Source organism: Hathewaya proteolytica DSM 3090 (assembly GCF_900142225.1).
Classification (GTDB): domain Bacteria; phylum Bacillota; class Clostridia; order Clostridiales; family Clostridiaceae; genus Hathewaya; species Hathewaya proteolytica.
In genome coordinates, this window is record NZ_FRAD01000003.1 from 26,543 (window position 1) to 50,451 (window position 23,909).

At 33.4% G+C, this 23,909-nt stretch carries 21 protein-coding genes; 2 read left to right on the plus strand and 19 right to left on the minus strand.

Annotation, left to right across the window (positions count from 1 at the left end; translation table 11 throughout):
• Positions 1–25: 25 nt before the first annotated feature.
• Positions 26–1,354 carry a tRNA (N6-isopentenyl adenosine(37)-C2)-methylthiotransferase MiaB gene (gene miaB, locus BUA73_RS00145; RefSeq protein ID WP_093426654.1) on the minus strand — a complete coding sequence of 443 codons (1,329 nt, stop codon included), beginning with the start codon at positions 1,352–1,354 and terminating at the stop codon, positions 26–28.
• A 143-nt stretch (positions 1,355–1,497) separates the two neighbouring features.
• Between miaB and BUA73_RS00150 the strand changes: the two genes are divergently transcribed.
• Positions 1,498–2,748: a hypothetical protein gene (locus BUA73_RS00150; RefSeq protein WP_072900969.1), complete on the plus strand. Its 1,251-nt coding sequence runs from the start codon at positions 1,498–1,500 to the stop codon at positions 2,746–2,748.
• Positions 2,749–2,904: 156 nt separating this feature from the next.
• On the opposite strand, the gene BUA73_RS00155 is transcribed toward BUA73_RS00150, so the two are convergent.
• Positions 2,905–3,153: a spore coat protein gene (locus tag BUA73_RS00155; RefSeq protein WP_072900972.1), complete on the minus strand. Its 249-nt coding sequence runs from the start codon at positions 3,151–3,153 to the stop codon at positions 2,905–2,907.
• Between the two features lie 13 nt (positions 3,154–3,166).
• The gene (locus BUA73_RS00160; protein ID WP_072900974.1) at positions 3,167–3,352 is read right to left on the minus strand and encodes a hypothetical protein; all 186 of its coding nucleotides are present in this window, start codon (positions 3,350–3,352) and stop codon (positions 3,167–3,169) included.
• A 138-nt stretch (positions 3,353–3,490) separates the two neighbouring features.
• Between BUA73_RS00160 and BUA73_RS00165 the strand changes: the two genes are divergently transcribed.
• Entirely contained in the window at positions 3,491–4,675 is a 1,185-nt protein-coding gene (locus BUA73_RS00165; protein ID WP_072900976.1) for an aminotransferase-like domain-containing protein, read from the plus strand.
• 38 nt (positions 4,676–4,713) lie between these two features.
• Here BUA73_RS00165 and BUA73_RS00170 read toward each other — a convergent pair whose 3' ends face one another.
• From BUA73_RS00170 to BUA73_RS00245, 16 genes are all read right to left on the minus strand, one after another.
• The gene (locus BUA73_RS00170) at positions 4,714–5,595 is read right to left on the minus strand and encodes a GNAT family N-acetyltransferase (protein ID WP_072900978.1); all 882 of its coding nucleotides are present in this window, start codon (positions 5,593–5,595) and stop codon (positions 4,714–4,716) included.
• 62 nt (positions 5,596–5,657) lie between these two features.
• A complete protein-coding gene (locus tag BUA73_RS00175) occupies positions 5,658–7,577 on the minus strand; it encodes a bifunctional 4-hydroxy-3-methylbut-2-enyl diphosphate reductase/30S ribosomal protein S1 (protein WP_072900980.1) in 1,920 nt (639 codons plus the stop codon).
• Positions 7,578–7,580: 3 nt separating this feature from the next.
• Positions 7,581–8,243: a (d)CMP kinase gene (cmk, locus tag BUA73_RS00180; RefSeq protein ID WP_072900983.1), complete on the minus strand. Its 663-nt coding sequence runs from the start codon at positions 8,241–8,243 to the stop codon at positions 7,581–7,583.
• Positions 8,244–8,273: 30 nt separating this feature from the next.
• Positions 8,274–9,500 (minus strand): BaiN/RdsA family NAD(P)/FAD-dependent oxidoreductase, encoded by a 1,227-nt coding sequence (locus tag BUA73_RS00185; RefSeq protein WP_072900985.1) that lies wholly within the window; start codon positions 9,498–9,500, stop codon positions 8,274–8,276.
• 122 nt (positions 9,501–9,622) lie between these two features.
• Positions 9,623–10,495, minus strand: a complete 873-nt coding sequence (locus BUA73_RS00190) for a MurR/RpiR family transcriptional regulator (protein ID WP_072900988.1) — start codon at positions 10,493–10,495, stop codon at positions 9,623–9,625.
• Positions 10,496–10,566: 71 nt separating this feature from the next.
• Positions 10,567–11,112, minus strand: a complete 546-nt coding sequence (gene mnmM / locus BUA73_RS00195; protein WP_072900991.1) for a tRNA 5-(aminomethyl)-2-thiouridylate-methyltransferase MnmM — start codon at positions 11,110–11,112, stop codon at positions 10,567–10,569.
• Between the two features lie 8 nt (positions 11,113–11,120).
• Positions 11,121–11,828 (minus strand): pseudouridine synthase, encoded by a 708-nt coding sequence (locus BUA73_RS00200; protein ID WP_072900993.1) that lies wholly within the window; start codon positions 11,826–11,828, stop codon positions 11,121–11,123.
• Between the two features lie 169 nt (positions 11,829–11,997).
• Positions 11,998–13,539, minus strand: a complete 1,542-nt coding sequence (gene rny / locus BUA73_RS00205) for a ribonuclease Y (protein WP_423230375.1) — start codon at positions 13,537–13,539, stop codon at positions 11,998–12,000.
• 158 nt (positions 13,540–13,697) lie between these two features.
• On the minus strand, positions 13,698–14,816 hold the full coding sequence (recA, locus tag BUA73_RS00210) for a recombinase RecA (protein WP_084671865.1): 1,119 nt from the start codon (positions 14,814–14,816) through the stop codon (positions 13,698–13,700).
• A 142-nt stretch (positions 14,817–14,958) separates the two neighbouring features.
• Positions 14,959–15,504 carry a CDP-diacylglycerol--glycerol-3-phosphate 3-phosphatidyltransferase gene (gene pgsA, locus BUA73_RS00215; protein WP_072900997.1) on the minus strand — a complete coding sequence of 182 codons (546 nt, stop codon included), beginning with the start codon at positions 15,502–15,504 and terminating at the stop codon, positions 14,959–14,961.
• On the minus strand, positions 15,491–16,822 hold the full coding sequence (rimO, locus tag BUA73_RS00220) for a 30S ribosomal protein S12 methylthiotransferase RimO (protein WP_072900999.1): 1,332 nt from the start codon (positions 16,820–16,822) through the stop codon (positions 15,491–15,493). Before rimO ends, pgsA begins: the two co-directional genes overlap by 14 nt.
• Before the next feature lie 81 nt (positions 16,823–16,903).
• Positions 16,904–19,183, minus strand: a complete 2,280-nt coding sequence (locus BUA73_RS00225) for an FtsK/SpoIIIE family DNA translocase (protein ID WP_072901002.1) — start codon at positions 19,181–19,183, stop codon at positions 16,904–16,906.
• A 125-nt stretch (positions 19,184–19,308) separates the two neighbouring features.
• Positions 19,309–19,926: a ClpP family protease gene (locus BUA73_RS00230; protein WP_242942307.1), complete on the minus strand. Its 618-nt coding sequence runs from the start codon at positions 19,924–19,926 to the stop codon at positions 19,309–19,311.
• A 215-nt stretch (positions 19,927–20,141) separates the two neighbouring features.
• A complete protein-coding gene (gene dapG / locus BUA73_RS00235; RefSeq protein WP_072901004.1) occupies positions 20,142–21,326 on the minus strand; it encodes an aspartate kinase in 1,185 nt (394 codons plus the stop codon).
• An 80-nt stretch (positions 21,327–21,406) separates the two neighbouring features.
• Entirely contained in the window at positions 21,407–21,643 is a 237-nt protein-coding gene (locus BUA73_RS00240; protein WP_178139194.1) for a YlmC/YmxH family sporulation protein, read from the minus strand.
• A gap of 149 nt (positions 21,644–21,792) precedes the next feature.
• Positions 21,793–23,895, minus strand: a complete 2,103-nt coding sequence (locus BUA73_RS00245) for a polyribonucleotide nucleotidyltransferase (RefSeq protein WP_072901009.1) — start codon at positions 23,893–23,895, stop codon at positions 21,793–21,795.
• Between the last annotated feature and the right edge of the window lie 14 nt (positions 23,896–23,909).

Below are 23,909 nucleotides of genomic sequence, written 5' to 3' on the forward strand. Positions count from 1 at the left end.
TATAAACACTTCCTTTAATATAAGACTACTGTATTTCCTCACCTAATAGTGAGAAGGACTTTGTCTTGGTAATTTTAACATTTACTACTTTTCCTATGCTATCTTTATTTCCCTTAAAATTCACCAATTTTGCAGTGGTAGTTCTTCCAGTAAGCATATTTTTATCATTTTTACTTACACCTTCTACTAAAACAGGGACAACTCTATCATAGTACTCTTTATTTAATTCTTCACATATCTTATTTACTTCTTGTACAAGTCTCTCAAAGCGTTGGTGCTTTACATCCTCGGGAATCTGATCTTCAAAGTCAAAGGCGGGTGTACCTTCTCTTCTTGAGTAAAGGAAAGTAAATACAGAATCATATTTAACTTCTTGGATTAATTTTAATGTTTCATTAAAATCTTCTTCTGTTTCACCAGGGAATCCCACAATTATATCTGTGGTTATGGAAGCAGTAGGTATTTTTTCACGAATTTCCTTTATTAAATCTAAGTAATGTTCTCTTGTGTAATTTCTGTTCATCTTCTTTAATAATTCAGTAGATCCAGACTGGACTGGTAGATGTACGTGGTCACAAACTTTTTCGCATTGGCTTATGGCATCTATAACATCATGGGATAAATCCTTTGGATGCGATGTCATAAACCTAATTCTCTCTAGACCCTGAATTTTGTTTAATCTTCTAAGAAGATCTGCAAAAGAAATATGAGGTTCTAACCCTTTGCCATAGGAATTTACATTCTGTCCTAGAAGTGTCACTTCTTTATAGCCCTTATTTACTAAGTTTATTATTTCATTTTCGATGTCCTCTGGTTTTCTGCTTCTCTCTCTTCCCCTAACGTATGGAACTATGCAATATGTACAGAAGTTATTACAGCCATACATTATAGTGACAAATGCTTTTGTAGGGCTAAGTCTATCTATGGGAATATCGTTTATTATTTGGCCTTCTTTTTCCCATACCTCAACTATCTGCTTTTCACCCTTAAGGAGCCTATCTAGGTACTGAGGAAACATGTAAGAATTATGCGTGCCTATAAGTAGGTTTACAAAGGGGTATTTTTTCGCTATGGTTTCTGCCATCCCTTCCTGTTGAATCATGCATCCACATACAGCTATAATTAACGATGGTTTCTTCTCTTTTATATTTTTTAAAATGCCTAAGTGGCCAAAAACTTTTTGTTCGGCATTTTCTCTTACACAACAAGTATTAAACACAATAACGTCTGCTTCTTCTTCAGAATAGACTCTATTAAATTCTTTTATTTTAAGCATACCAGATATCTTCTCAGAATCCTCTTCATTCATCTGGCAACCCCAAGTTTCTATATAATATTTTAAGTTTTCTTTCAAAATTTTATCCTCCAATCAAATCTATAAATACTCAATTGTATTATAACATAAAAAGAATCCACTCAAAAGTGGTATAAACTGAAAATGGAATGGGTAGATTAACGAATGAGGTTTTACAAATATAAATTAAAAGGAGTGGTTTTATGAATCCATTTGAAGAAAAGCCAATAAATGTGGATGCTGCGTTTAAAAATTGGTCTTCAATTTACCCTAAGCCATACAACAAAAACGAGGTAGATCCCTACACAAAAACAAGAATTATTTTGATGAACGGTACTGAGTATGAGGCAGTTTGGTTTGGCCACCAATTTTCAAGAAATTGTCCTGATAACGACATAAGACGAGAGTTAGCATTAATAAGAAGAGTTGAACAGCAACAACAAAAAGTTATTGCAGCACTAAAACCTTTAGATGAGACGATTTTAGAGCATACAATTAGCTATGAACAATTGGCTGTTGATTTAACTGCTGGAATAGCACAAAATGAACCAGATATGATGGTAAAAGCAGCCTTAGATTTTGCTTTACTAGAAGATTTTGATCATCTATACAGATATTCAGACTTGTTAGAGATGGAAGTTGGTGTTAAGTCAGAACATTTAGTTGGACACTACACTGAAATAATGCCAGGAAGACCTACTATATCAGAGCACAGATATCCTTTTGACAACATAAGAAATTTTATCGATGCAAAAACAGCTCATCCTCTAACTAAATTGCATGTAGGAATAATAACTGCTGCGGAACAACAAACTATGAATTATTACATGAATACTTCCGCACTGTATCACAACGATATAGGAAGGCAATTATATCAAGAAATAGGTTTAATTGAAGAACAGCACGTTTCACAGTACGGCAGTTTGATGAACACCCAAATGACATTTTTAGAAAACCTATTGATGCATGAATACACAGAATGTTATTTATATTATTCTTGCTACGAAGATGAAACTGATCCTTACATAAAGAAAATTTGGGAAGAGCATTTTATTCAAGAGGTATCACACCTTCACAAAGCGGCAGAACTATTGAAAAAGTACGAACAAAAAGAATGGCAACAATGTATACCTGATGGTTCATTCCCTGAACTGTTAAAGCTTCATGAAAATAAAAACTATATAAGAAACATATTAAAAAATACTGTAGAGAACACTTCTAAATTGGAGGAATATGTTTCTATAAATGATCTTAATAAAGATCATAACTTCTTCAAATTCCAAGATACTTTAAACACTCCTGTAGATGAGGTTCCAACTCATAAGGTCATTAAGGAATACATTAATAAAAAAGGACAGGATTATAGATATGAAGATGAAGAAAGCCCTGTAGAGTCTTTAAGGAATAGAACTGTGGACAATACCAATTTAGGCAGAATGCCAAAAAGTATGTAAAAAGTCGTACAAGGTCTATATATGATGTAAATATTAAAAAGGATGTTTTTTAACATCCTTTTTAATATATCTGAAATTAAGTAAGTTGTAGTAAGTGACAGTTTAAATTATGTTTTTCTACTATAACTACTTTTAAATTATAATATTATTTATTCCTTAGCCTGTAGTTACCTGGCTTTTAACTGTGGAAATTTGTTCTTCTGTAGCTGGTTCTGCAGGAATATAGTATCCTTTGGATTTAGCTATTTTGTATACTTCTCTTTGACGAACTTCATCTGCATCTCTAAGAGCTTTTAACTTGTTATACAAAGTTTCATCCTCCGTTTGAGCTATAGCACTTCCAAGAGTGGCTAAATCTGCGTTTAAACCTGCTAAGTAGTCGTTTAGCATAACTTTATCGTCCATATTTTCTCTCCTCCTAACCTAAAAATGTTATTAATTCGTCTTTTGTTTGCTTGCTATCATTTGCGTGATTCAAAAAGGTCTGTTTAATTTGTGAATCAGTACATTTTTCAGCATAAGCATTTAGTTTCTTTTCTACACTGGCATGAGCTCCAATTAAATGTCTAAGGTTTTGTAAATCTAGCATACTTAAATTACACATTATAATCATCTCCTTTTTAACTTTAATTAACTGTCCTATTGTAGGTTTTCCTAAAGTCAAAGAAAATATACGTATTGGAATACATTTGCCTTAGTAGTATAATTGTATGTATGAAATAAATTTTGGGAGATAGTAATAATGAATATAAATTTTTCGTCTAGAGTTCATGGGCAAGCAGAAGATCTTCAAATGCTTATGAAGATTTCCGAATGCAAAAGCATAATATCATTTTCCGGCGGTTTTCCATCCCCGGAACTGTTTCCATCTGAAGAAATAAATAAGATAACAAACAGTATTCTTCAGCGTTACCCCGAAATAGCATTGCAATATGGTGCTTCTGAGGGATTTACTAAGCTTAGAGAATCCATATGCCAAAAAATAATGAACAAAGAAAACAGCTTAAACTGTACAATAGAAAATATATTAATTACATCTGGCTCACAGCAGGGATTGGACTTTGTTGGGAAATTGTTCATAAATAAAGGTGATACCATTATTGTAGAGCGGCCTACTTACCTTGGAGCTTTAACTGCCTTTAATGCGTATGAGCCGGAATATGAAGAAGTGATGATGGAACAGGATGGCATGGATGTGAATTACGCGGAAACCATTCTAAAGAGAAATAAACGGGTGAAATTCATATATACAGTACCTGATTTTCAAAATCCAACGGGCATAACTATGTCTCTTGAAAAGAGAAAATATCTTTGCTTTTTGGCTGAGAAATACAATGTCCCTATTATAGAAGACAATCCATATAGGGAATTAATTTTTACTGGAGAACCTAATGCCAGTATAAAAAGTTTTGACAAAGGTGGATATGTTGTTCACCTTGGAACCTTTTCTAAAACCTTCTGCCCAGGGCTTAGAATAGGTTGGGTTTGTGCTCAGAGTAATATTATTGACAAACTACTTGTGTGCAAGCAAGGTGCTGACTTACAGTGCGGTACATTAAATCAGTACATAACTTGGGAGTTTCTTAACAATTACAACTTGGAAGGCCATATAAAGATCTTGAGAAGTGTATATAAAAAAAGAAAGGAGTTCTTCATAAAATGTATTAAAGAAAACTTGGATAATATAGTTGAATACACCGACTCACAAGGAGGACTTTTTACATATTTAAAATTACCTTCCACCATTGAAAGCAAGCATCTTCTTGGCGTTGCCTTAGAAAATGGTATTTCCTTTGTCCCTGGAGATTCTTTTTACGCTAGTGGTGGAGATCACAATCACATACGTCTTAACTATTCCTATATGGATGAAAAAAACACAAAAAAAGGCTTAGATATATTAGGTAAAATAATAAAAGATAGATTATGATAAAATTAAAATATAGGTTATGAAGTAAAAATCATAACCTATATTTTTGTGTACATTTCCCAGCTATCTACTATACATTCCTCGAAAAATCCGAACTTTTTATACAGCGATATGGCTTTGTAGTTGTTTTCAAATACATCTATTTTTATTGTTTTTTCTGTGGGAAACAGTATTATGGACAAATTAATAATTTCCTTTAACAATATTTTGCCATAGCCTTTTTCCCTATACTGTGGAATTATTCCGAAATTTACGATGGTGATGAATCCCTCATTGCTTATGAGTTGAGAGTAGCCCACTATTTCATTTCCAATTTTTAAAAACAAGGCGCCTTTATTTATATAGTAAGCTTGTCTTTCATCCATATAAATATCATTTACATTGAGCTCTTTTCTATTGGCTGTCCTAAATATCTCGTTCTGAACTTTGCATCTTATTTCTTCGTCTTCCCCTTCCTTGTAATACTTTACAGAGCTTTCGCAGGGGAGCTTTTCCATATTATATTTCAAAAAAGCTCTATTCATGGACATCTTTAATACACTTCTTTTTTTACTAAATCCTAGCGATTCTAAATATAAATTTGTCTTTGGTTTTCGTATAGAGGTATAATTTATCAGGCTATAGGGACTGAAAATATTTCCTATAGCACCTATTGAACCTATTGGTGTATCATCTTGTATATATAATTCTTGCACAAAACAAATTTTATCTTTAAAAGAACTGACCCAAATATATCCGAAGATTTTATCTCTATGTTTTAAAAGCAAACACTTACTCCTAATAGATAATCTTCCTATAAGTCTTTTTCCATAATACGATGAAATAAAATCTTTATTAAGGGGATTGAATATTTTACTTTTGCAGCTATTACATTCAATGTAATTTATATTAAAGTTATTAAGGAATTCAAAGTCAACCATTAAGATTACCTCATATTAAAATTAAATGATAAAAAAAGCCACCCAAAGGTAGCTTTTGTATGTTATATATCTAGTAGTTCCTTTGTGCTTATAGATATTCTCTTCTTTTCTTTATTTACATCCATAACTTTCACTTTAATGCTTTCATTGATAGTCAAAGCATTTTCAACTTTCTCTACTCTATTGTGGCTTATCTGAGATATGTGAAGCAAGGCTTCTACTCCAGGCTCTAACTCTACAAATGCCCCAAAGGATGCAAATCTTATGACCTTTCCAAGAACTATGGAGCCTATAGGATATTTTTCTTCAATCTTTGCCCATGGGTTGTCAATAAGCTTCTTTAAGCTAAGGGAAAGTTTATTTGTTTCTTTATTGCAATCCAGAACATATACTTGTATTTTATCGCCAACCTTCAATACTGACTTCACAGAGTTTACCTTTGACCAAGAAAGTTCAGAGATATGAAGCAAACCATCTATGCCATTTACATCTACGAAAGCTCCAAAATCGTTTATTCTTCTTACTACGCCTTCTACAACGGTATTAGGTTTTATATGTTGCCATGCTTTTTCTACAATTTGATTTTTCTCTTCTAGAAGAACAGCTTTTCTAGATACAATAATTTTTGTATCGTTTCTAACTTTTTTATACTCTTCTATATAAACATCCACGTTTTGGCCAATTAACTCTTTTACATCATCGTATATATTGAGTTTTGCAAGAGAGGCAGGCATGAATAGTTTTATTCCCTTGAAATTGCATATAAAACCACCTTTTACTTCTTCTTTTACCAATACATTTATTTTGGTTTTATTTTCACTGGCACTTTTTAGTGTTTCGTATCCTTCTTGTCTTTCCAATTCTTTTGTAGATAAAACTACATTTCCATGGGAATCTTTTAATTTGATCACTTTGCAAGTAATTATGTCACCTATATTAAATATGGTGGTTAAATCTGCATCACTGTCAGATGTAACTTCAGATAGAGGAAGAACACCGTCACTTTTATAGTTTAAATCTATAAAGGCTTCTTTTTTCTGAACTGATATAATTTCACCCTTTATTATTTTTCCTGTTTTTATATCTAGATGGTTTTCATCCATGTACTTTAATTGCTCATTCATTAAATTATCCTGTTCATTGAAATTTTGCATTTTAGTAATGACCTCCTCAATAGCCCAGCTAGGTGTTGAAGCACCTGCCGTTATACCTATTTTCTTTATATTATCTGATTTTAACCAATCAGGTATTTCTAAATAATTTTCGATGTGAATAGTCTTTTCACAGTTTTTTTTGCAGATTTCAAAAAGTTTGTTAGTATTTGAACTATTTTTCCCACCTATTACAATCATAGCATCTACTTGTTTTGAAATATCATAGGCAGATTTCTGTCTAAGACTAGTGGCTTTACATATGGTGTTTATAGCCATGTGATCAATGTTTAGACTTTTAACTTTCTCAACCACCTTATTATAGTTTTCTACCTTTTCCGTTGTTTGAGATACAATACACACCCGTCCATTGAAAGTGTCTATTTCTGATCCATCTTTAGTTATCAAAGCACTGTCTCCACAAAAACCATTTATGCCTTGAACTTCTGGATGCTCTGAATCCCCTACAATGATTATATTATATCCTTCTTTATGATATAATTCCACTTTTTTTTGAATTTTAACTACATAAGGGCATGTGGCATCTATTATTTGAACCCCAGATTTTATTAGTTTATGCATTATCTTTGGAGTTATTCCGTGGGAACGTATTATAACTATATCATCTTTACTGCAGTTATCAATTTGTGAAATATCTATGCTCACAATATTTTTTTCTTTTAACCTTTGAACCACATCTCCATTGTGAATTAAAGGCCCTAAAGTATATATATTTCCATTATTATTATTTATACACTGAAGAGCTATATTTACTGCTCGTTTTACTCCAAAACAAAAACCTGCTTCCTTGGCTAAAATAACTTCTTTCATGAATTATATTCTCCTATTACGTATATATTCCATCATTTTATCTACTACTTCTTCTAAAGTCATATCTGTAGAATCAATTTCTATGGCATCTTCTGCTTTTCTCAAAGGATCAATTTCTCTAGTAGAATCATAATTATCCCTTTTAATAATATCCTTTAGAATTTCTTCATAAGTAACAGATGTATCACCTCTAATTATAAGCTCTTTGTATCTTCTTTCTGCTCTTTTTTCAGGAGTAGCAGTTAAGAAAAACTTACAATTAGATTCCTTTAAAACCACAGTTCCAATATCTCGACCATCCATGACAACATTTACGGTTTTCGCCATGTTGCGCTGAAGTTTTACAAGTTCTTCACGGACTATTTTTTGTGCAGCATACTTAGACACATTTCTACTTATATATGGTGTCCCAAGTTCATCTTGGATATTCTTGCCGTTGAGAAACAAATCATCATCTATGAATTCAATATTCATGGATGCGATGATATTTCTTATTTCCTCATTATTATTGTCTTCTATACTATTTTTAAGAGCTAAATATGTTACAGCTCTGTACATCGCTCCTGTATTAATATATACGTATTCAAGCTTTTTTGCCAACATTTTGGCTATGGTGCTTTTGCCTGCTCCTGCTGGTCCATCTATAGCTATACTGTTCATTTTCATCACCCTTTTTCATTTATTACTGTTGCGAGTTTATTTTACTTTTTCCCCTGCAAGGAATCCTGTAGAAAAAGCTATTTGAAGGTTAAATCCTCCGGTATAGCCATGGGTATCTAGGATTTCACCTGCAAAATAAAGATTATCCATAAATTTAGATTTCATTGTGGATGGATCTATTTCTTTTGTATCTACTCCACCACTAGTTATTATTGCTTCAGCTATTGGTCTATAATTTACTATAGTAAGGGGAAATCCCTTTAAAATTTCAACAAGCTTTTTTCTCTCTTCTTTTGTAATACTATTTATTTTCTTATCCTCTGGAATTCCAGTTAAATATATGACTCTATCAATTAACTTACTTGGCAAGAGTTCATTTAAAGAGTTTTTAAAATCTTTGTTTATGAACTTTTTGAAGTCTCTTTGTATCCTAAGATCTAATTCATCATAACTTAAAGCTGGTTTAAGATCTATATAGGCATTAAGTCCTTTCTTCACTGTAGATAAGGGAATCCTCGCACTTCCACTTAAAACTATGGGTCCCGATATACCATAATGAGTAAATAGCATTTCTCCAAAATCCTGAAATAGAATTTTACCATTTTGCTTTAATGTCAGGGTAACATTTTTAAGTGAAATACCTTGAAGGCTATCTATCCATTCTTCACTGCAAACCATAGGAATAAGAGAAGGAACAGCGTCTACCACATTATGATTGCATTTTTTTGCAAAAATATAGCCATCACCTGTAGAGCCAGTCTGAGGATATGAGGCTCCTCCTGTAGCTATAATAAAGCTGTCTGCCTTTAGAATTTCACCGCTGGACATCTTTATTCCTAGCACTTTGCTATCCCTTATTATCATTTCAGAAACACGTGAATTTAATAACACATTAACATGTTTTTCGCGCAATTTTGTTTCTAAAGCTTTTATTATATCAGAAGATTTATCACTACAAGGGAAAACTCTTTCCCCTCTTTCCACTTTCAACTTAACTCCTGAACTCTCAAAAAAATTCTTAACATCCTCATTGGTAAAGGAATAAAATGCACTGTAAAGAAAGTGTGGATTTTTAGGGATATTGTCAAAAAAACTTCCTATATCTGCATTGTTTGTTACATTACATCTACCTTTACCCGTTATATAAAGCTTTTTTCCAAGTTTCTCATTTTGTTCAATTAGGGTCACCCTATGATTTTCGCTAGCTTTTATAGCAGCCATAATCCCTGCTGGGCCGCCACCAATGATAATTATATTACTCAAATAATACACCTCATTTAAATCAATTATTTATTTTTTGAAGTAAATACTCCTACTATGGAAGCTCAAAAGTCTTCCTATATTACAAAAAAATCAAGTAAGATGTTATCTTACTTGAATAGCTATTATTTTTTTTCCGTTTTTTCTGAATAAACACCGTAGTCCTGCCAGATTTCCTCAAGAGAAGAAAAGGTATTTGAAATTTTTTCTTTTTCTCTCAATCCCACGGCTATAATAAGTGCATTTATGACACTGAGTGGGGCTACAAGTGAATCTACGAAAGATGCCATATTGCTTTGAGCTATAAGAGTATAGTCTGCTTTTACAGCCAATGGGGAAAGGAGGCTATCTGTCAAAGCCACAACCCTTGCATTCCTACTTTTGGCAAAGGCAAGTACATCTATGGTCCTCATAGCATATCTTGGGAAACCAATTCCTATTACTAAATCATTTTCAGATATATTTATCATCTGCTCGAATATATCGCTGACACCGTAGTTTACAATATGCACGTTATCTAAAATTAGATTCAAGTAAAAACCTAAGAATTCAGCCATTGCACTAGAACTTCTAAGCCCTATTATATATATTCTTTTTGCCTTAAAAAGATTGTCCACAACCGTTTCAAAGGTCTTGTGGTTTATCTTTTCTAAAGTGGCTCTTATGTTTTCCATATCGGATTTTAACACGCCTTTAAGAGCATTTTCTTCAGAGATATATTGGTTAGATAGCTCTATTCTTTGCACTGTAGTCAATTTGTTTTTTATCATTTCTTGCAGTGATTTCTGCAATTCTGGATATCCTGAGTAACCTAGTTCGTTAGAAAACCTAACAACAGTTGATTCACTGACACCTACACTATCACCCAATTTTGCTGCAGTCATAAAGGCTGCTTTATCGTAATGTTTTAATATAAATTCTGCTATTAATTTCTGTCCCTTACTTAATCGAGGGAATTTTACCTGTATAATTTTCATTAAATCTTTACTTTCTTCCATCTATTCAGCTCCTAACTAGCAAATTTACCTCTATATATACTACCACTAACAAAAAAATATATCAATGAGTTTTACTTTTTTTCTATAATATATAGTATAGGGGAATCTTCTTTTCTATTTATGTATCTATGGCTCATGACTCCAAAGGTCTTTTTATTTATCTTTTTAAGAAAATCCTCTAAATATAAATTTTCTCTTTTTCCTTCTTCGTGACCTAGGTATGAGCATATAAGTATAAACCCTTTACTTGCTATGAGATTTAAGGCGCTTTTTAGACTAGAAATAGTGCTTTCAGCTGTGGTGGTGATTACCTTATTGTCCCCTGGTAGGTACCCCAAGTTGTATACTATGCAATCCACTTTGGGCTCAGTTATGTATTTCATAATATTTTCATTGGAATCATATATAAGAATCACATTTTCAGGCTTTTTGCTAGTGTAGCTATCAATAGCATTTTTTTGTATATCAAAGCTATAAACTTTTTTAAAGTGAGAACTGAGGAAATCCGTATCAAGACCATTTCCTAAAGTGCAGTCCACAGCAATTCTAGGAAACTTCACATAGGATTTTATTATATTGTGGCTCATCATACTGACATTGTTTACATATTCAAACATAATATCACCTACAAATTATTTAAATATTTTATTTCACCTTTTGTTAGTTCTCGGTATCCACCACAGGGTAAATCTCCTAAGGATAATGTTCCAATTTGAACTCTCTTAAGCGACAACACTTCATGATTTATTTTCTCAAACATCCTTCGTATTTGTCTGTTTTTACCCTCGTGGATCATAACCTTCACCAAAGATTCATTGCTTTTTTCACTTAATACTTCTATACTAGCTGGTGCAGTGATGTATCCTCCAATATCTATACCAGTTTTAAATTTATTTTTTTCAGTTTCACTTAGTTTACCCCGAATACTTGCAATATATGTCTTATTTATTTGAACTCTAGGGTGCATTATTCTATTATAGATATCCCCATCATTTGTAAGTAAAAGTAAACCAGAAGTCATATAATCTAATCTCCCTATGGGAAATATTCTTTCTTTACAATTGATTATTTCTACCACTGTTTTTCTTCCTCTATCATCCTTTACCGTAGTAACACACTTTAAAGGCTTATTTAACATATAATAAACTTTCTTTTTTTCAGGGTTTATCAGTTGGTTATCAAACATAACCTCGTCTATATTTGGGTTAATTTTTACACCTAATTCTTTAACAATTTCCGAATTAATTCTTACCCTACCTTGAAGGATATATTCTTCGCACTTCCTTCTAGAACCAATTCCGCAGGATGCCATATATTTTTGCAATCTTTCCATACACTCACCTATTATCTCTTGTTATTTTCTATGATTAATTCCTATATGTATATCTTATTAACTTATATTATATCACAAAATAATGCAATGGAAGGAATATGAATTGACTTACTTTGCATTTAAAGCCTATGTAAAGAAAAAAAATCCTTTAAAAAGGATTTTTTTCTCTTTATTTTGCGTATTCTACAGCTCTTGTTTCTCTTATTACATTGACTTTAATTTGTCCTGGATATTCTAATTCGTTTTCAATTCTTTTTATGATACTTCTTGCCATCTCTACAGAAGCTACATCATCCACTTCATCAGGCTTTACCATTATTCTAATCTCACGTCCAGCTTGAATAGCATAACATTTGTCTACGCCGTCATAAGATGTGGCTATTTCTTCTAATTTATCAAGCCTTCTTATGTAAGCTTCTAATGTTTCTCTTCTCGCACCAGGTCTAGCAGCTGATATAGCATCTGCAGCTTGAACAAGGATAGCCTCTATACTCTGTGGCTCCATATCTCCATGGTGAGCAGCTATGGCGTTTACAACTATGTTAGATTCATGATACTTTTTTGCAACCTCTGCACCTATTGTAGCATGAGGTCCTTCTACTTCGTGATCCACAGCCTTACCTATGTCATGAAGTAAACCTGCTCTTTTTGCAATGGTAGGATCTAAGCCCAATTCTGCAGCCATAGTTCCACAAAGGTATGCAACTTCAATAGAATGTTTAAGAACATTTTGACCGTAACTAGTTCTGAACTTTAGCCTTCCTAGTAGTTTTACTATTTCAGCATGAACTCCGTGTACACCAGTTTCAAAAGTTGCTTGTTCTCCTTCTTCGCGAATAATGTTATCCACTTCTTTTTTTGCTTTTTCAACCATTTCCTCTATACGAGCTGGGTGGATTCTTCCATCCACTATAAGCTTTTCTAGAGCAATTCTTGCTACTTCTCTCCTAATTGGATCGTGACCAGATAAAATAACTGCTTCTGGAGTATCATCAATAATTAAATCGATACCTGTAAGGGTTTCTAAAGTTCTTATGTTTCTACCCTCACGACCAATTATTCTACCTTTCATCTCATCATTTGGTAGAGGAACAACATTTACAGTTGATTCGGCAACATGGTCTGCAGCACATCTTTGAATAGCACAAGTTATAATTTCACGGGCTTTTTTATCAGCTTCTTCTTTTGCTCTCGTTTCAACATCTTTAATCATAATAGCAGTTTCGTGAGTTATTTCTTTTCTCACTTCATCAAGAAGAATCTGTTTTGCCTCCTCACAATTCAAATTAGATATTCTTTCTAATTCTTTTTTTTGTTCATCATGAATTCGCTTTGCTTCAGTTTCAAGTTTTTCGATGTCTTGCTGCTTAGAATTGAGAGATTCCTCTTTCTTTTCTAGTGCTTCAGTTTTCTTATCCAATAGTTCTTCACGTTGGATATTACGTCTTTCTAGCCTTTGGATTTCGTTTCTTCTTTCTCGTGATTCTTTTTCAAAATCAGAACGAAGTTTGTGAACTTCCTCTTTTGCTTCTAATAGTGCTTCTTTTTTGATTGACTCTGCGTCTTTTTTGGATTTTTCAATAATTGAGGTAGCTTCTTCTAGGGATCTACTGACATTTGCTTCGGATTTATTCTTTAACACATAAGTCAGTACAAAAGCTATTAATGCAATACATACAACTATACCACATACAATTAAAATTATTTGCATTAAATCCATAACAACACCTCCTTTAATTCAATAATAGCGCTTATCTTTAAAAGCTAGAAAAGGTGTTATATTTAAAAAATTGTAATACTTATTAATTTATACAACAGCATTTGTATTAATTTTATATTAATTATTTTACTCTGTCAAGAGAATAACAACTACTCTTTATCTTTCTTGCTTTGCTTAGTAGATTCTTTTCCGGTGTCTTTTGCAGCCGTTTTTGATGTTTCTTTGCCTGTATCAGTGTCTTTATTGTCGTCCGCTTTAACACTTTCTACTACTTCTCTAAGAGGCAATGAGAATTTTTCTCTTATTTTATTTTCTATCTCAACCGCTATGTTAGGATTGTCTACTAGGAATTGTTTTGAATTTTCTCTTCCTTGGCCAAGCCTTGTTTCTCCATAATAAAACCATGCTCCACTTTTTTGAACTATGCCATTGTCCACACCGGTATCTATGATATTTCCTTCAATGGAAATTCCCTTACCGTACATAATATCAAACTCTGCCACTTTAAATGGAGGGGCAACTTTGTTTTTTACTAGCTTTACTTTTGTTCTATTTCCTAAGAAGTCCTCACCTTGTTTTATGGTGTCGGTTTTTCTAACATCCATCCTCACCGACGAGTAGAATTTAAGAGCTCTACCTCCTGGAGTTGTTTCAGGGCTACCAAACATAACTCCTACCTTTTCACGAAGCTGGTTTATAAATACAGCAATGGATTTTGACTTACTTATAGCACCAGCTAATTTTCTCAAAGCTTGGGACATAAGTCTTGCCTGCAATCCTACGTGAGCATCACCCATTTCTCCTTCAATTTCTGCTTTTGGAACCAGTGCAGCAACGGAGTCAATAACTATAACATCCACGGCGTTAGATCTTACAAGAGCTTCTGCAATTTCTAATCCCTGCTCTCCATTATCAGGTTGAGACACTATTAAGTTGTCTATGTCTACTCCAAGGGATTTTGCATAAATTGGATCAAGGGCATGTTCAGCGTCTACAAAGGCAGCAATACCTCCATTTTTTTGTGCTTCAGCCACAATGTGAAGAGCTACAGTAGTTTTTCCTGAAGATTCAGGGCCGTATATTTCTATGATTCTTCCCTTTGGAACTCCTCCAGTGCCTAGGGCAATATCAAGACTTAAACATCCGGTAGATATTACATCTATATTTAACTGTGATTTTTCACCTAATTTCATTACAGCACCTTTGCCGAATTGTTTTTCAATATGTTCTAATGCTGATTCTAAGGCTTTAATTTTCTCGTTGTTCATAATTTCCCCCTATTTGGGTTCAGCTCCTTTCAAATATATATTACATTTTAATTATAACCCATATTTAAGTTAGTTAATACACTAAAATTAAATTTATCCAAGAAAAAAAGGCTATGGCAGCCTTTTTTGTCTTATTTAATGATCATTTATTCATTTTTATTGCATTTTTGTTTTTCATAAAATAATCTAATCCTGATATAACTGTTATTATAACCGCTAACCACATGAAGATGTCCGTTCCCAAAGTTAAATAATAATTTTTATATGTAAGATTTATTAGAGCCATGATTATTGCTACAATCTGAATTACAGTTTTAAGTTTTCCCCAATTGCTAGCCGCAATTACAATACCCTCAGAGGCAGCTATGGTTCTAAGCCCAGATACTGAAAATTCCCGTGCTATTATTATTATAGCCACAAGAGAAGAAATAATTTGATACTCAACTAAGCAAATTAAAGCTGCTGTAACTAAAAGCTTATCTGCCAGGGGATCCATGAATTTTCCAAAGTTTGTAACTTGATTTCTACTTCTTGCTATATAGCCGTCTACCTTATCTGTTAAAGCTGCAAGGATAAAAATAGCAGTTGCAATAACGTTGCCATAGGGTATTCCCTGTACACATATAAATATTAGAAAGATTGGTACTAAAAAAATTCTGAGTATAGTAAGCTTGTTAGCTAAGTTCATCTACCTCAACTCCTATTAAATCATATTCCATTGCCTTTTGTATTTTAACTTCAAGCATATCTCCAGCTTCATGCAGCCTTGTGGATGTAAACAATATCTCACCATCTACTTCAGGTGCCATTTCAAAGCTTCTGCCATGATATAATATGCCATCAAAATAATCTACAATTACATTATATACTTTTCCAACTTTATTTTCATTACTTTTTTTCGATATTTCCTGTTGTAATAACATTATTTCTTTTTCACGACTTTCTTTTACCTCTTCACTTATTTGATTCTCCATATCAAAGGCTGCAGTATCCTCTTCTTTTGAAAATTTAAAAACTCCAAGTCTGTCAAATTTAGTTTCTTTTACAAATTCTCTTAATTCTTTAAAGTCCTCTTCAGTCTCCCCTGGAAAACCAACAATTAATGTAGTTCTTATTATTATGTTAGGTATTTCATTTTTAAGCTTTTTAATGTTGTTTTCTATTAACTTGCGTCTTCCTTTTCTTCTCATGTTTTTAAGTACACTGTCAGATATGTGTTGTATAGGTATGTCAAGGTACTTACATACCTTGTTGTTATTCTTTATTTCACTAATTATGTCATCTGTGAGTTCTTCCACATAGCAATAAAGAATTCTTATCCATTTAATATTCTCAATGGAGCTTATTTTATTCAGCAAAGTATGAAGCTTTTTTTCACCATAAATATCTACACCATATCTTGTGGTGTCTTGTGCTACAATTATGAGTTCCTTTACTCCTTTTTCTGCAAGCGCATTGGCTTCTTTTATTATGCTTTCCATAGGCCTACTTCTGTACTTCCCTCTTATCTTTGGGATAGCACAGTAAGCACAGGCGTTATCGCAGCCCTCGCTTATTCGTATAAAAGCTCTACCTTTTTCTGTACTTAAAATCCGCTCACCTTCATTAATTTTTTCGTTGCTAAAATTGCAATGACATGGTCTTATAGATGTCTTAGCTTGTTCGATAGTTTCTATTAATTTATCATAGTCATTTACACCAAGAATACCATCCAGCTCTGGCATTAAATTTAAAAGCTCTTCTCCATATCTTTGAGTGAGACAACCTGTCGCTAATAGTGTGTGACACTTACCTTTTTCTTTGTATTTTGCCATTTCTAAAATGGTGTTTATGGATTCCTGCTTAGATGCCTCTATAAAACCACAAGTATTTATAATGATAATTTCAGCCATTTCTGGGTTAGGTACAATTCTATATCGCTGATTTAGCTGAAATAATGCTAACTCTCCATCGATTCTATTTTTATCACAACCTAAATTAACAAAGGCTAGAGTATGTTTTTCCACTAATTATTCCTCCTGAATTTTATCTTATGATTGTATGTATTGTAGTACATTTTAGATATAAATTTATTTTACCTTATAATTTTATAAGATTTCTCTTGGTTTACTTCCGTTTCTTCCCGATATAACACCTCTATCCTCCATAATATCTATAAGCCTAGCTGCTCTGTTATAGCCAATTTTAAATTTTCTTTGTAACATGGAGGCAGAAGCATAGCCGCTCTTCACCACGTATTCCATAGCTTCATCTAACAGAGGCTCCTCCTCAGAGTTGCTTTTATCATCACCTTCTCCATTATTGTCTGGAGAACTGCTGTGAATTTGTTCAATTATATTTTCATCGTAGGTGACCTCATCGGATTGCTTTCTGATAAAATTAACTATATTTTCAACTTCTTCTTCGGATATAAAGGCTCCCTGTATCCTTATAGGCTTTGGCTCTCCTACAGGGTAAAAAAGCATATCTCCCTTTCCAAGAAGTTTTTCAGCACCAGAAGAATCTAGTATAGTTCTAGAGTCAATCTGGCTAGATACTGCAAAGGATATTCTAGATGGGATGTTTGCCTTGATTGTTCCTGTAATAACATCCACAGAAGGTCTTTGAGTAGCTATAACGAGATGCATACCAGCGGCACGAGCCATCTGGGCAAGTCTTGCTATGTAATCCTCTACTTCTTTAGGGCATACCATCATAAGATCTGCTAGCTCATCTATAATTATTACAGTATAGCTCAGTGTTTCATCCGGAGAATCACTTTTTAGTTGGTTATATCCTTCAATATTTCTTACCCCATTTTCGGCAAAAAGATTATACCTTCTAGTCATTTCATTCACAGCCCAGTTAAGCGCTCCAGCAGCTTTTTTAGGATCTGTAACCACGGGAATAAGAAGATGAGGTATACCGTTGTATATACTTAGCTCTACAACTTTTGGATCTATAAGCAGTAGATTAACTTCCTTTGGTGTGTATTTGTATAATAAACTTGCTATAAGGGTGTTGATACACACACTTTTCCCAGAGCCGGTAGCTCCTGCCACAAGAAGGTGAGGCATCCTTGATAAATCAGTTACCACTTCATTTCCAGCAATGTCTTTTCCAAGACAAACAGCAATATTTCCCTTATAATTTTTAAATGCATCCTTATCAATCAGCTCTCGTATAAATACAGGCATAACATTCTGATTTGGGACCTCTATGCCAATTGCGGCCTTTCCAGGTATTGGGGCTTCCATTCTTATACCTGAAGCTGCTAAATTTAAAGCTATGTCATCAGACAAGTTTACTATCTTGCTTACCTTTACCCCAGATTCAGGTTGGATTTCATAGCGAGTAACTGCTGGTCCCTGTATGATATGATTTACAGTGACATTGACACCGAAACTTTTTAAGGTCTCTTTTAGTTTCAAACCGCTATCCATCAGCTCTTTTCTATCAGTTCTCTTGTTTTTTAAAAAATTGTTTTCCTTTAAGAGGTTCACCGGTGGAAATTTGTAATCCGTTGAACTGTTGTCCTTTATTGCAATAGGAACTTCCTTTTCACAATTAACTGAAGCCTTTTCTTCTTTTTTTATGTGGCTGTTGTTTTCAGTTTCTGTGCAGTTATTATTATATAATACATTTTCTTCCTTTTCAATAGCATTGTAAACTTCTTTTTCAGGTTCATAGTTTTTAAGCAGATTTATAACATCAGATTTATTTTTTAACTCTTTTTCTGTATCTAAATTGCTAGTAACACTGTGCTCTACATCATTTTGCGAAACAACATCTATTTTGTCATAACCTTCTTTTTTATTATTTTTTTTATTGTCTTTTTGTGCAGTTTTTCCTTTAATTTTGTAAAATAGCTGTGATAAGGATATATTATACATCATTATAAAACAAACCAAATAAACAGCGATGTTGATTATATACACTCCAATTGTGCCGAGAAATAATTTAACTGGCACCACCATAAGATAACATATTAGACCACCATGAAAAATATGATTGCAATTATAAAAATTTTTTGCCACGTTAAATATACTATCACTGTAAAAACCTTTATACGTCGACATGGTGAGCAACACAAGAGTATTTATTATTAGAGTAATACAAATATAAAAATTTTTATTGTATTGCACTTCTCCGTTTTTTGAAATATAGCATATTCCCATAAAAAACAGTATAAAAGGCAATATATATGCTCCTAGCCCAAATAAAGAGAACAATAATTTTCTCACTATCATTCCAAAAAGGCCGGGCGATGAATTCTCAAAAAATACAGACATTAAACTTATGAGAATAAGTAGCCCAAGCACAATACACACTATTCCCGTTATATCTGTTTTTTCTTTAAACTGAGTATTCTTTTTTTTATTTGCCAAGAATATCTCCTCCCATACAAACTAATATCTACATACTTTATAATTATATCATGAATACAATAAAAAACCTAGTTAGGACAATAAAGGCTTAACCAGGTTTTTATCTTTTTTTTATTAAATGATCATTATTCCATAAGCTGTTTTAATTTTTTTATAGCATCGGTAACTCCTCCAACCTCATCGATCAATCCGCATTCCACAGCTTCCCTGCCTACTAATATGGTGCCCATATCGTTTAGAAGTTCTTTGTTTTCCAACATTAATTGTTCAAAAACCTCCTTTTGGATATGAGATGTACGAACTACAAAATCTGATATTCTTTCTTGCATCTTGCTAAAGTAATTAAATGTTTGAGGTACGCCCATTACAAGACCGTTCATCCTAATTGGGTGAATTATCATTGTAGCTGATGGAGATATAAAAGAATAGTCAGCGCATGTTGCCAAGGGAACACCAATGGAATGGCTTCCTCCTATGACAAGAGATACAACTGGCTTACTTAGACTAGTAATTATCTCAGCGATGGCAAGGCCTGCTTCCACGTCTCCACCTACTGTATTGAGTACAGTTAATATGCCCTTAACATCATCATCTCTCTCCATGGATATAAGCATGGGAATTAGATGTTCGTATTTAGTAGTTTTAGTTTGAGGGTTTTGTACGTTATGGCCCTCAATTTGACCTATGATTGGAACAACTTGAATACTAGGATCCAAGGTTTTTGCTATATTGGGCATTCCCATTTCTTTTATGTTATCATTTTGATTGGAGGGATCCTCCTCATTGACATTATTGCAATCATCACCATCTTCGTTTTCTTCATTTGTAATTTTGTTTTTACCTTCATAATTCAAATATGACTCTTTTAAATCTTCAAAGTTAGTATCCATAAAATAAAATCTCCTAAAACGTATTTTCTATTAGCTTTCGTTTTAGAAGATTTTTTTATACATGTTGTTTACAAATTAAATTCTTTGTGCAGCGATCTTATGGCGTCATTTACTTCTTCTTCTTTAACAAGACACCATATTGTCATATGGGAGTCCGCTGTCTGAAGTACTTCAATGTTCACCCGTGTAAGAGCAGTGAGGATTTTTGCCATAACACCAGGTCTGCCCTTCATACCCATGCCAATTATTGATATTTTGCTGCAATGCTCTGTTATAGTATACTCTAAATTATATTCTTCCAATATGGTCTTTACTTTTCCCATATTTATTGCGTCTACAGTAAATATTTTTTCTTTTGGAAATACATTTATAAGGTCAAGGCTAATAAGATTTTCAGCAAAGGAATCAAATAATTTAAAATAATTTTCATTACTAGATTTAACATGGAATTGAACCCTGTCATTAAGGTATGCAATTCCTGTAACTGGCTTTGTATAGTGAGTGTCATCGAAGGATCCTATGGTGGTACCTTCGCATTCACTCATGGTATTTTTTATTATAAGCGGAATGTTATATTTTTGGGCTATTTGGACAGCTCTAGGATGAATAACTTTAGCACCCTGTTCCGCCAGCTCACAAGTTTCTGCATAATCAATCTTATTGATTAAGGATGCTTTTTCTACAATTCTAGGATCAGTAGTCATTATGCCATCTACATCCGTATATATTTCTACTTTTTCGGCTTTTAGGTATGCTCCCAAAACCGCAGCAGTAACATCACTAGCGCCCCTACCTAAGGTAGTTATATATCCGTGTTTATCCACTCCTTGAAAACCAGCTACCACAGGAATTATATTCTGTTTTAAAAGAGACAATATCCTATCAGTATTTACATCCAATATCTCAGCATTTCCAAAATCGGAATTAGTTAAAATACCCGCTTGACCACCGGTTAATGGCATAGACTCCATATTGTGTTCATACAATTTATTGCTCATAACTATGGTGGATATTGTCTCTCCACAGCTTATAAGCATATCTGTTGCCTGAAGATTACTCTCCCTAAATCTATTATCTATCATAGAACGCAATGTGTCTGTGGCATAGGGTTCTCCCATACGCCCCATGGCTGACACAACAATAAGAGGACTATATCCATCTTTAATAGCTTTTTTTATTTTTTCTACTATTTTTTCTCTTTTGTCATTGGTGGACACAGAAGTTCCACCAAATTTCTGAACTATTATCTTCATAAAATCACCTACTAATACAATTAATTGTTGTGAATTATAATCAAAATGCTTTATTTATAAAACACAGAACTAAAAAACTTTTAAACATCAATAATAATAGTTTTTATTCCTATCCTTTTTACAGAATCCCAAGGTACACTGCTAGAATCGTCATTGGGCAACCCCACAAGGATTCTAGGAAAATCTTTTATTATGATCAATTTGAATTTGCCATCTTTATCAATGGCAACCTGGTTTTCTCTAAGTGTTCCGTACTTATTTCCATCGTTAATATTTATTATATCATAGTTTAATAACTGGCTTAACAGTCTTTCCATGGCATTTAACCTCCAATATGAAATATATATAGATGTATATTCCAACATTGAAAGTTTTATTCTATTAAAAGGTATATCTATATTATTATATGCATATAGCCTGTATTTGAAATCAAGAAAAAATAAAAAGGCATATACATGCCCTTTTTTTATTTGTTATCTTCTTTTTCCTCTTCCATAGCATCTTTTCTTGAAAGATTGATTCTTCCCTGTGCATCTATTTCAATTACCTTAACTGGTATTTCATCGCCTATGGAAACCACATCTTCAACCTTATTAACTCGTTTATTATCTAACTTTGATATGTGAACTAGACCTTCTTTGTTTGGAAGAATTTCTACAAAAGCACCAAAGGCAGCAATTCTAGTTACTTTACCAAGATAAACTTCCCCAACCTTAGCATCTCTTGTTATCATATCAATGATTTCGTATGCTTTGTTAGCAGCTTCTAAGTCTGAAGACACAATTATAATAGTACCATCGTCATTGGTATCAATGGCAACACCAGTATCGGCAATTATCTTCTTTATGGTTTTTCCACCGGAACCAATTACGTCTCTTATCTTCTCAGGATCTATCTTCATCTTTAGAAGTCTTGGAGCGTATGGTGATAATTCCTTTCTTGCTTCTGGTATACACTGTTTTATTTTGTCTAGTATAAGGAATCTAGCTTTTCTAGCACCGTATATAGCATCGTGAATAACTTTTTCAGATAATCCTGATATTTTAGTATCTACCTGAATAGAAGTTATACCCTTTTCTGTACCTGCAACTTTAAAGTCCATATCTCCGAAAAAGTCCTCAAGGCCTTGAATATCGGTGATTACTTCTTCATGAGATAAATCTTCACTTGTAATAAGCCCCATGGCTATACCAGCTGCTGGTCTCTTTATAGGTACTCCAGCATTTAATAAAGCAAGTGTGCTACCACATACGGAAGCCTGTGAAGTAGAACCGTTAGAACTTAGTACTTCAGATACAAGTCTAATTGTGTATGGGAATTCTTCTTCAGATGGTATTAAAGGTTCAAGAGCTCTTTCTGCTAAAGCACCATGACCGATCTCTCTTCTTCCTGGTCCTCTTAGTGGTCTAACCTCTCCAACACTGTAGGAAGGGAAATTGTAGTGGTGCATGTATCTCTTTGTTGTTTCCTCTTCAATTCCATCAAGAGTCTGAGCGTCTCCAATGGCTCCCAATGTTGCAACAGTCATTACTTGAGTAAGACCTCTTGTAAACAATCCTGTTCCATGAGTCCTAGGCAAAATATCAACTTCACAGCTAATAGGTCTTACTTCGTCAAATTTTCTTTCGTCTGGTCTTCTATGATGGTTTAAAAGCATATCTCTAACAACTTCTTTTTGCATTCTATATGTAATATCGCCTACATCAGAAGCTACTTCGCCATACCCTTCTCCAAGATGTTCCATTATCTCTAGCATTACCTTGCTTAAAGAATCATTTCGCTCATCTTTATCTGTAATGTACATACTTGCCTTAATTTTATCTCCAAAGTTGTTTCTTATGTCCTTCTCTAAATCCTCACTTACTTTGTAAAGCACAGGTTCAGGCTTTTCTTTTCCAAACATAGCCATAGCTTCTTTTTGGAATTTTATAATATTTTGACATCCTTGGAAGCCAAATCTTATAGCGTCTATCATTACATCTTCTTCGATTTCATCTCCGCCAGCTTCAATCATCATTACTCTTTCTTCAGTAGCACTGACAGTTAAATGAAGTGTGCTTTTTTCTCTCTCTTCCACAGTAGGATTTAAGACAAATTTGCCATCTACAAGGCCCACTAATACGTTCCCGATAGGTGTTGTAAAAGGTAGACTTGATAGAGATAAAGCCATAGAAGCAGCATTCATCGCTAGTATTTCTGGTATGTTATCCTGTTCTACAGAAACAACTGTGCAAACTACTTGAACATCATTTCTATAACCTTTTGGGAAAAGAGGTCGTATTGGTCTATCAATAGCTCTTCCGCTAAGAATTGCCTTTTCCGAAGGTCTTCCCTCTCTTTTTATAAAACCGCCAGGAATTTTACCCACGGAGTAAAGTCTTTCTTCGTACTCAACACTTAATGGGAAAAAATCTATACCTTCTCTTGGTTCTTTTGATGCATTTACGTTTGTCATAATTACAGTGTCGCCGTAACTCATAAAAATGGCACAATCTGAAAGCATACCTACTTTCCCAAATTCAACTTTCATCTTTCTGCCACTTATTTCACATTCATGTATATGATTCATTAACTTACCTCCAA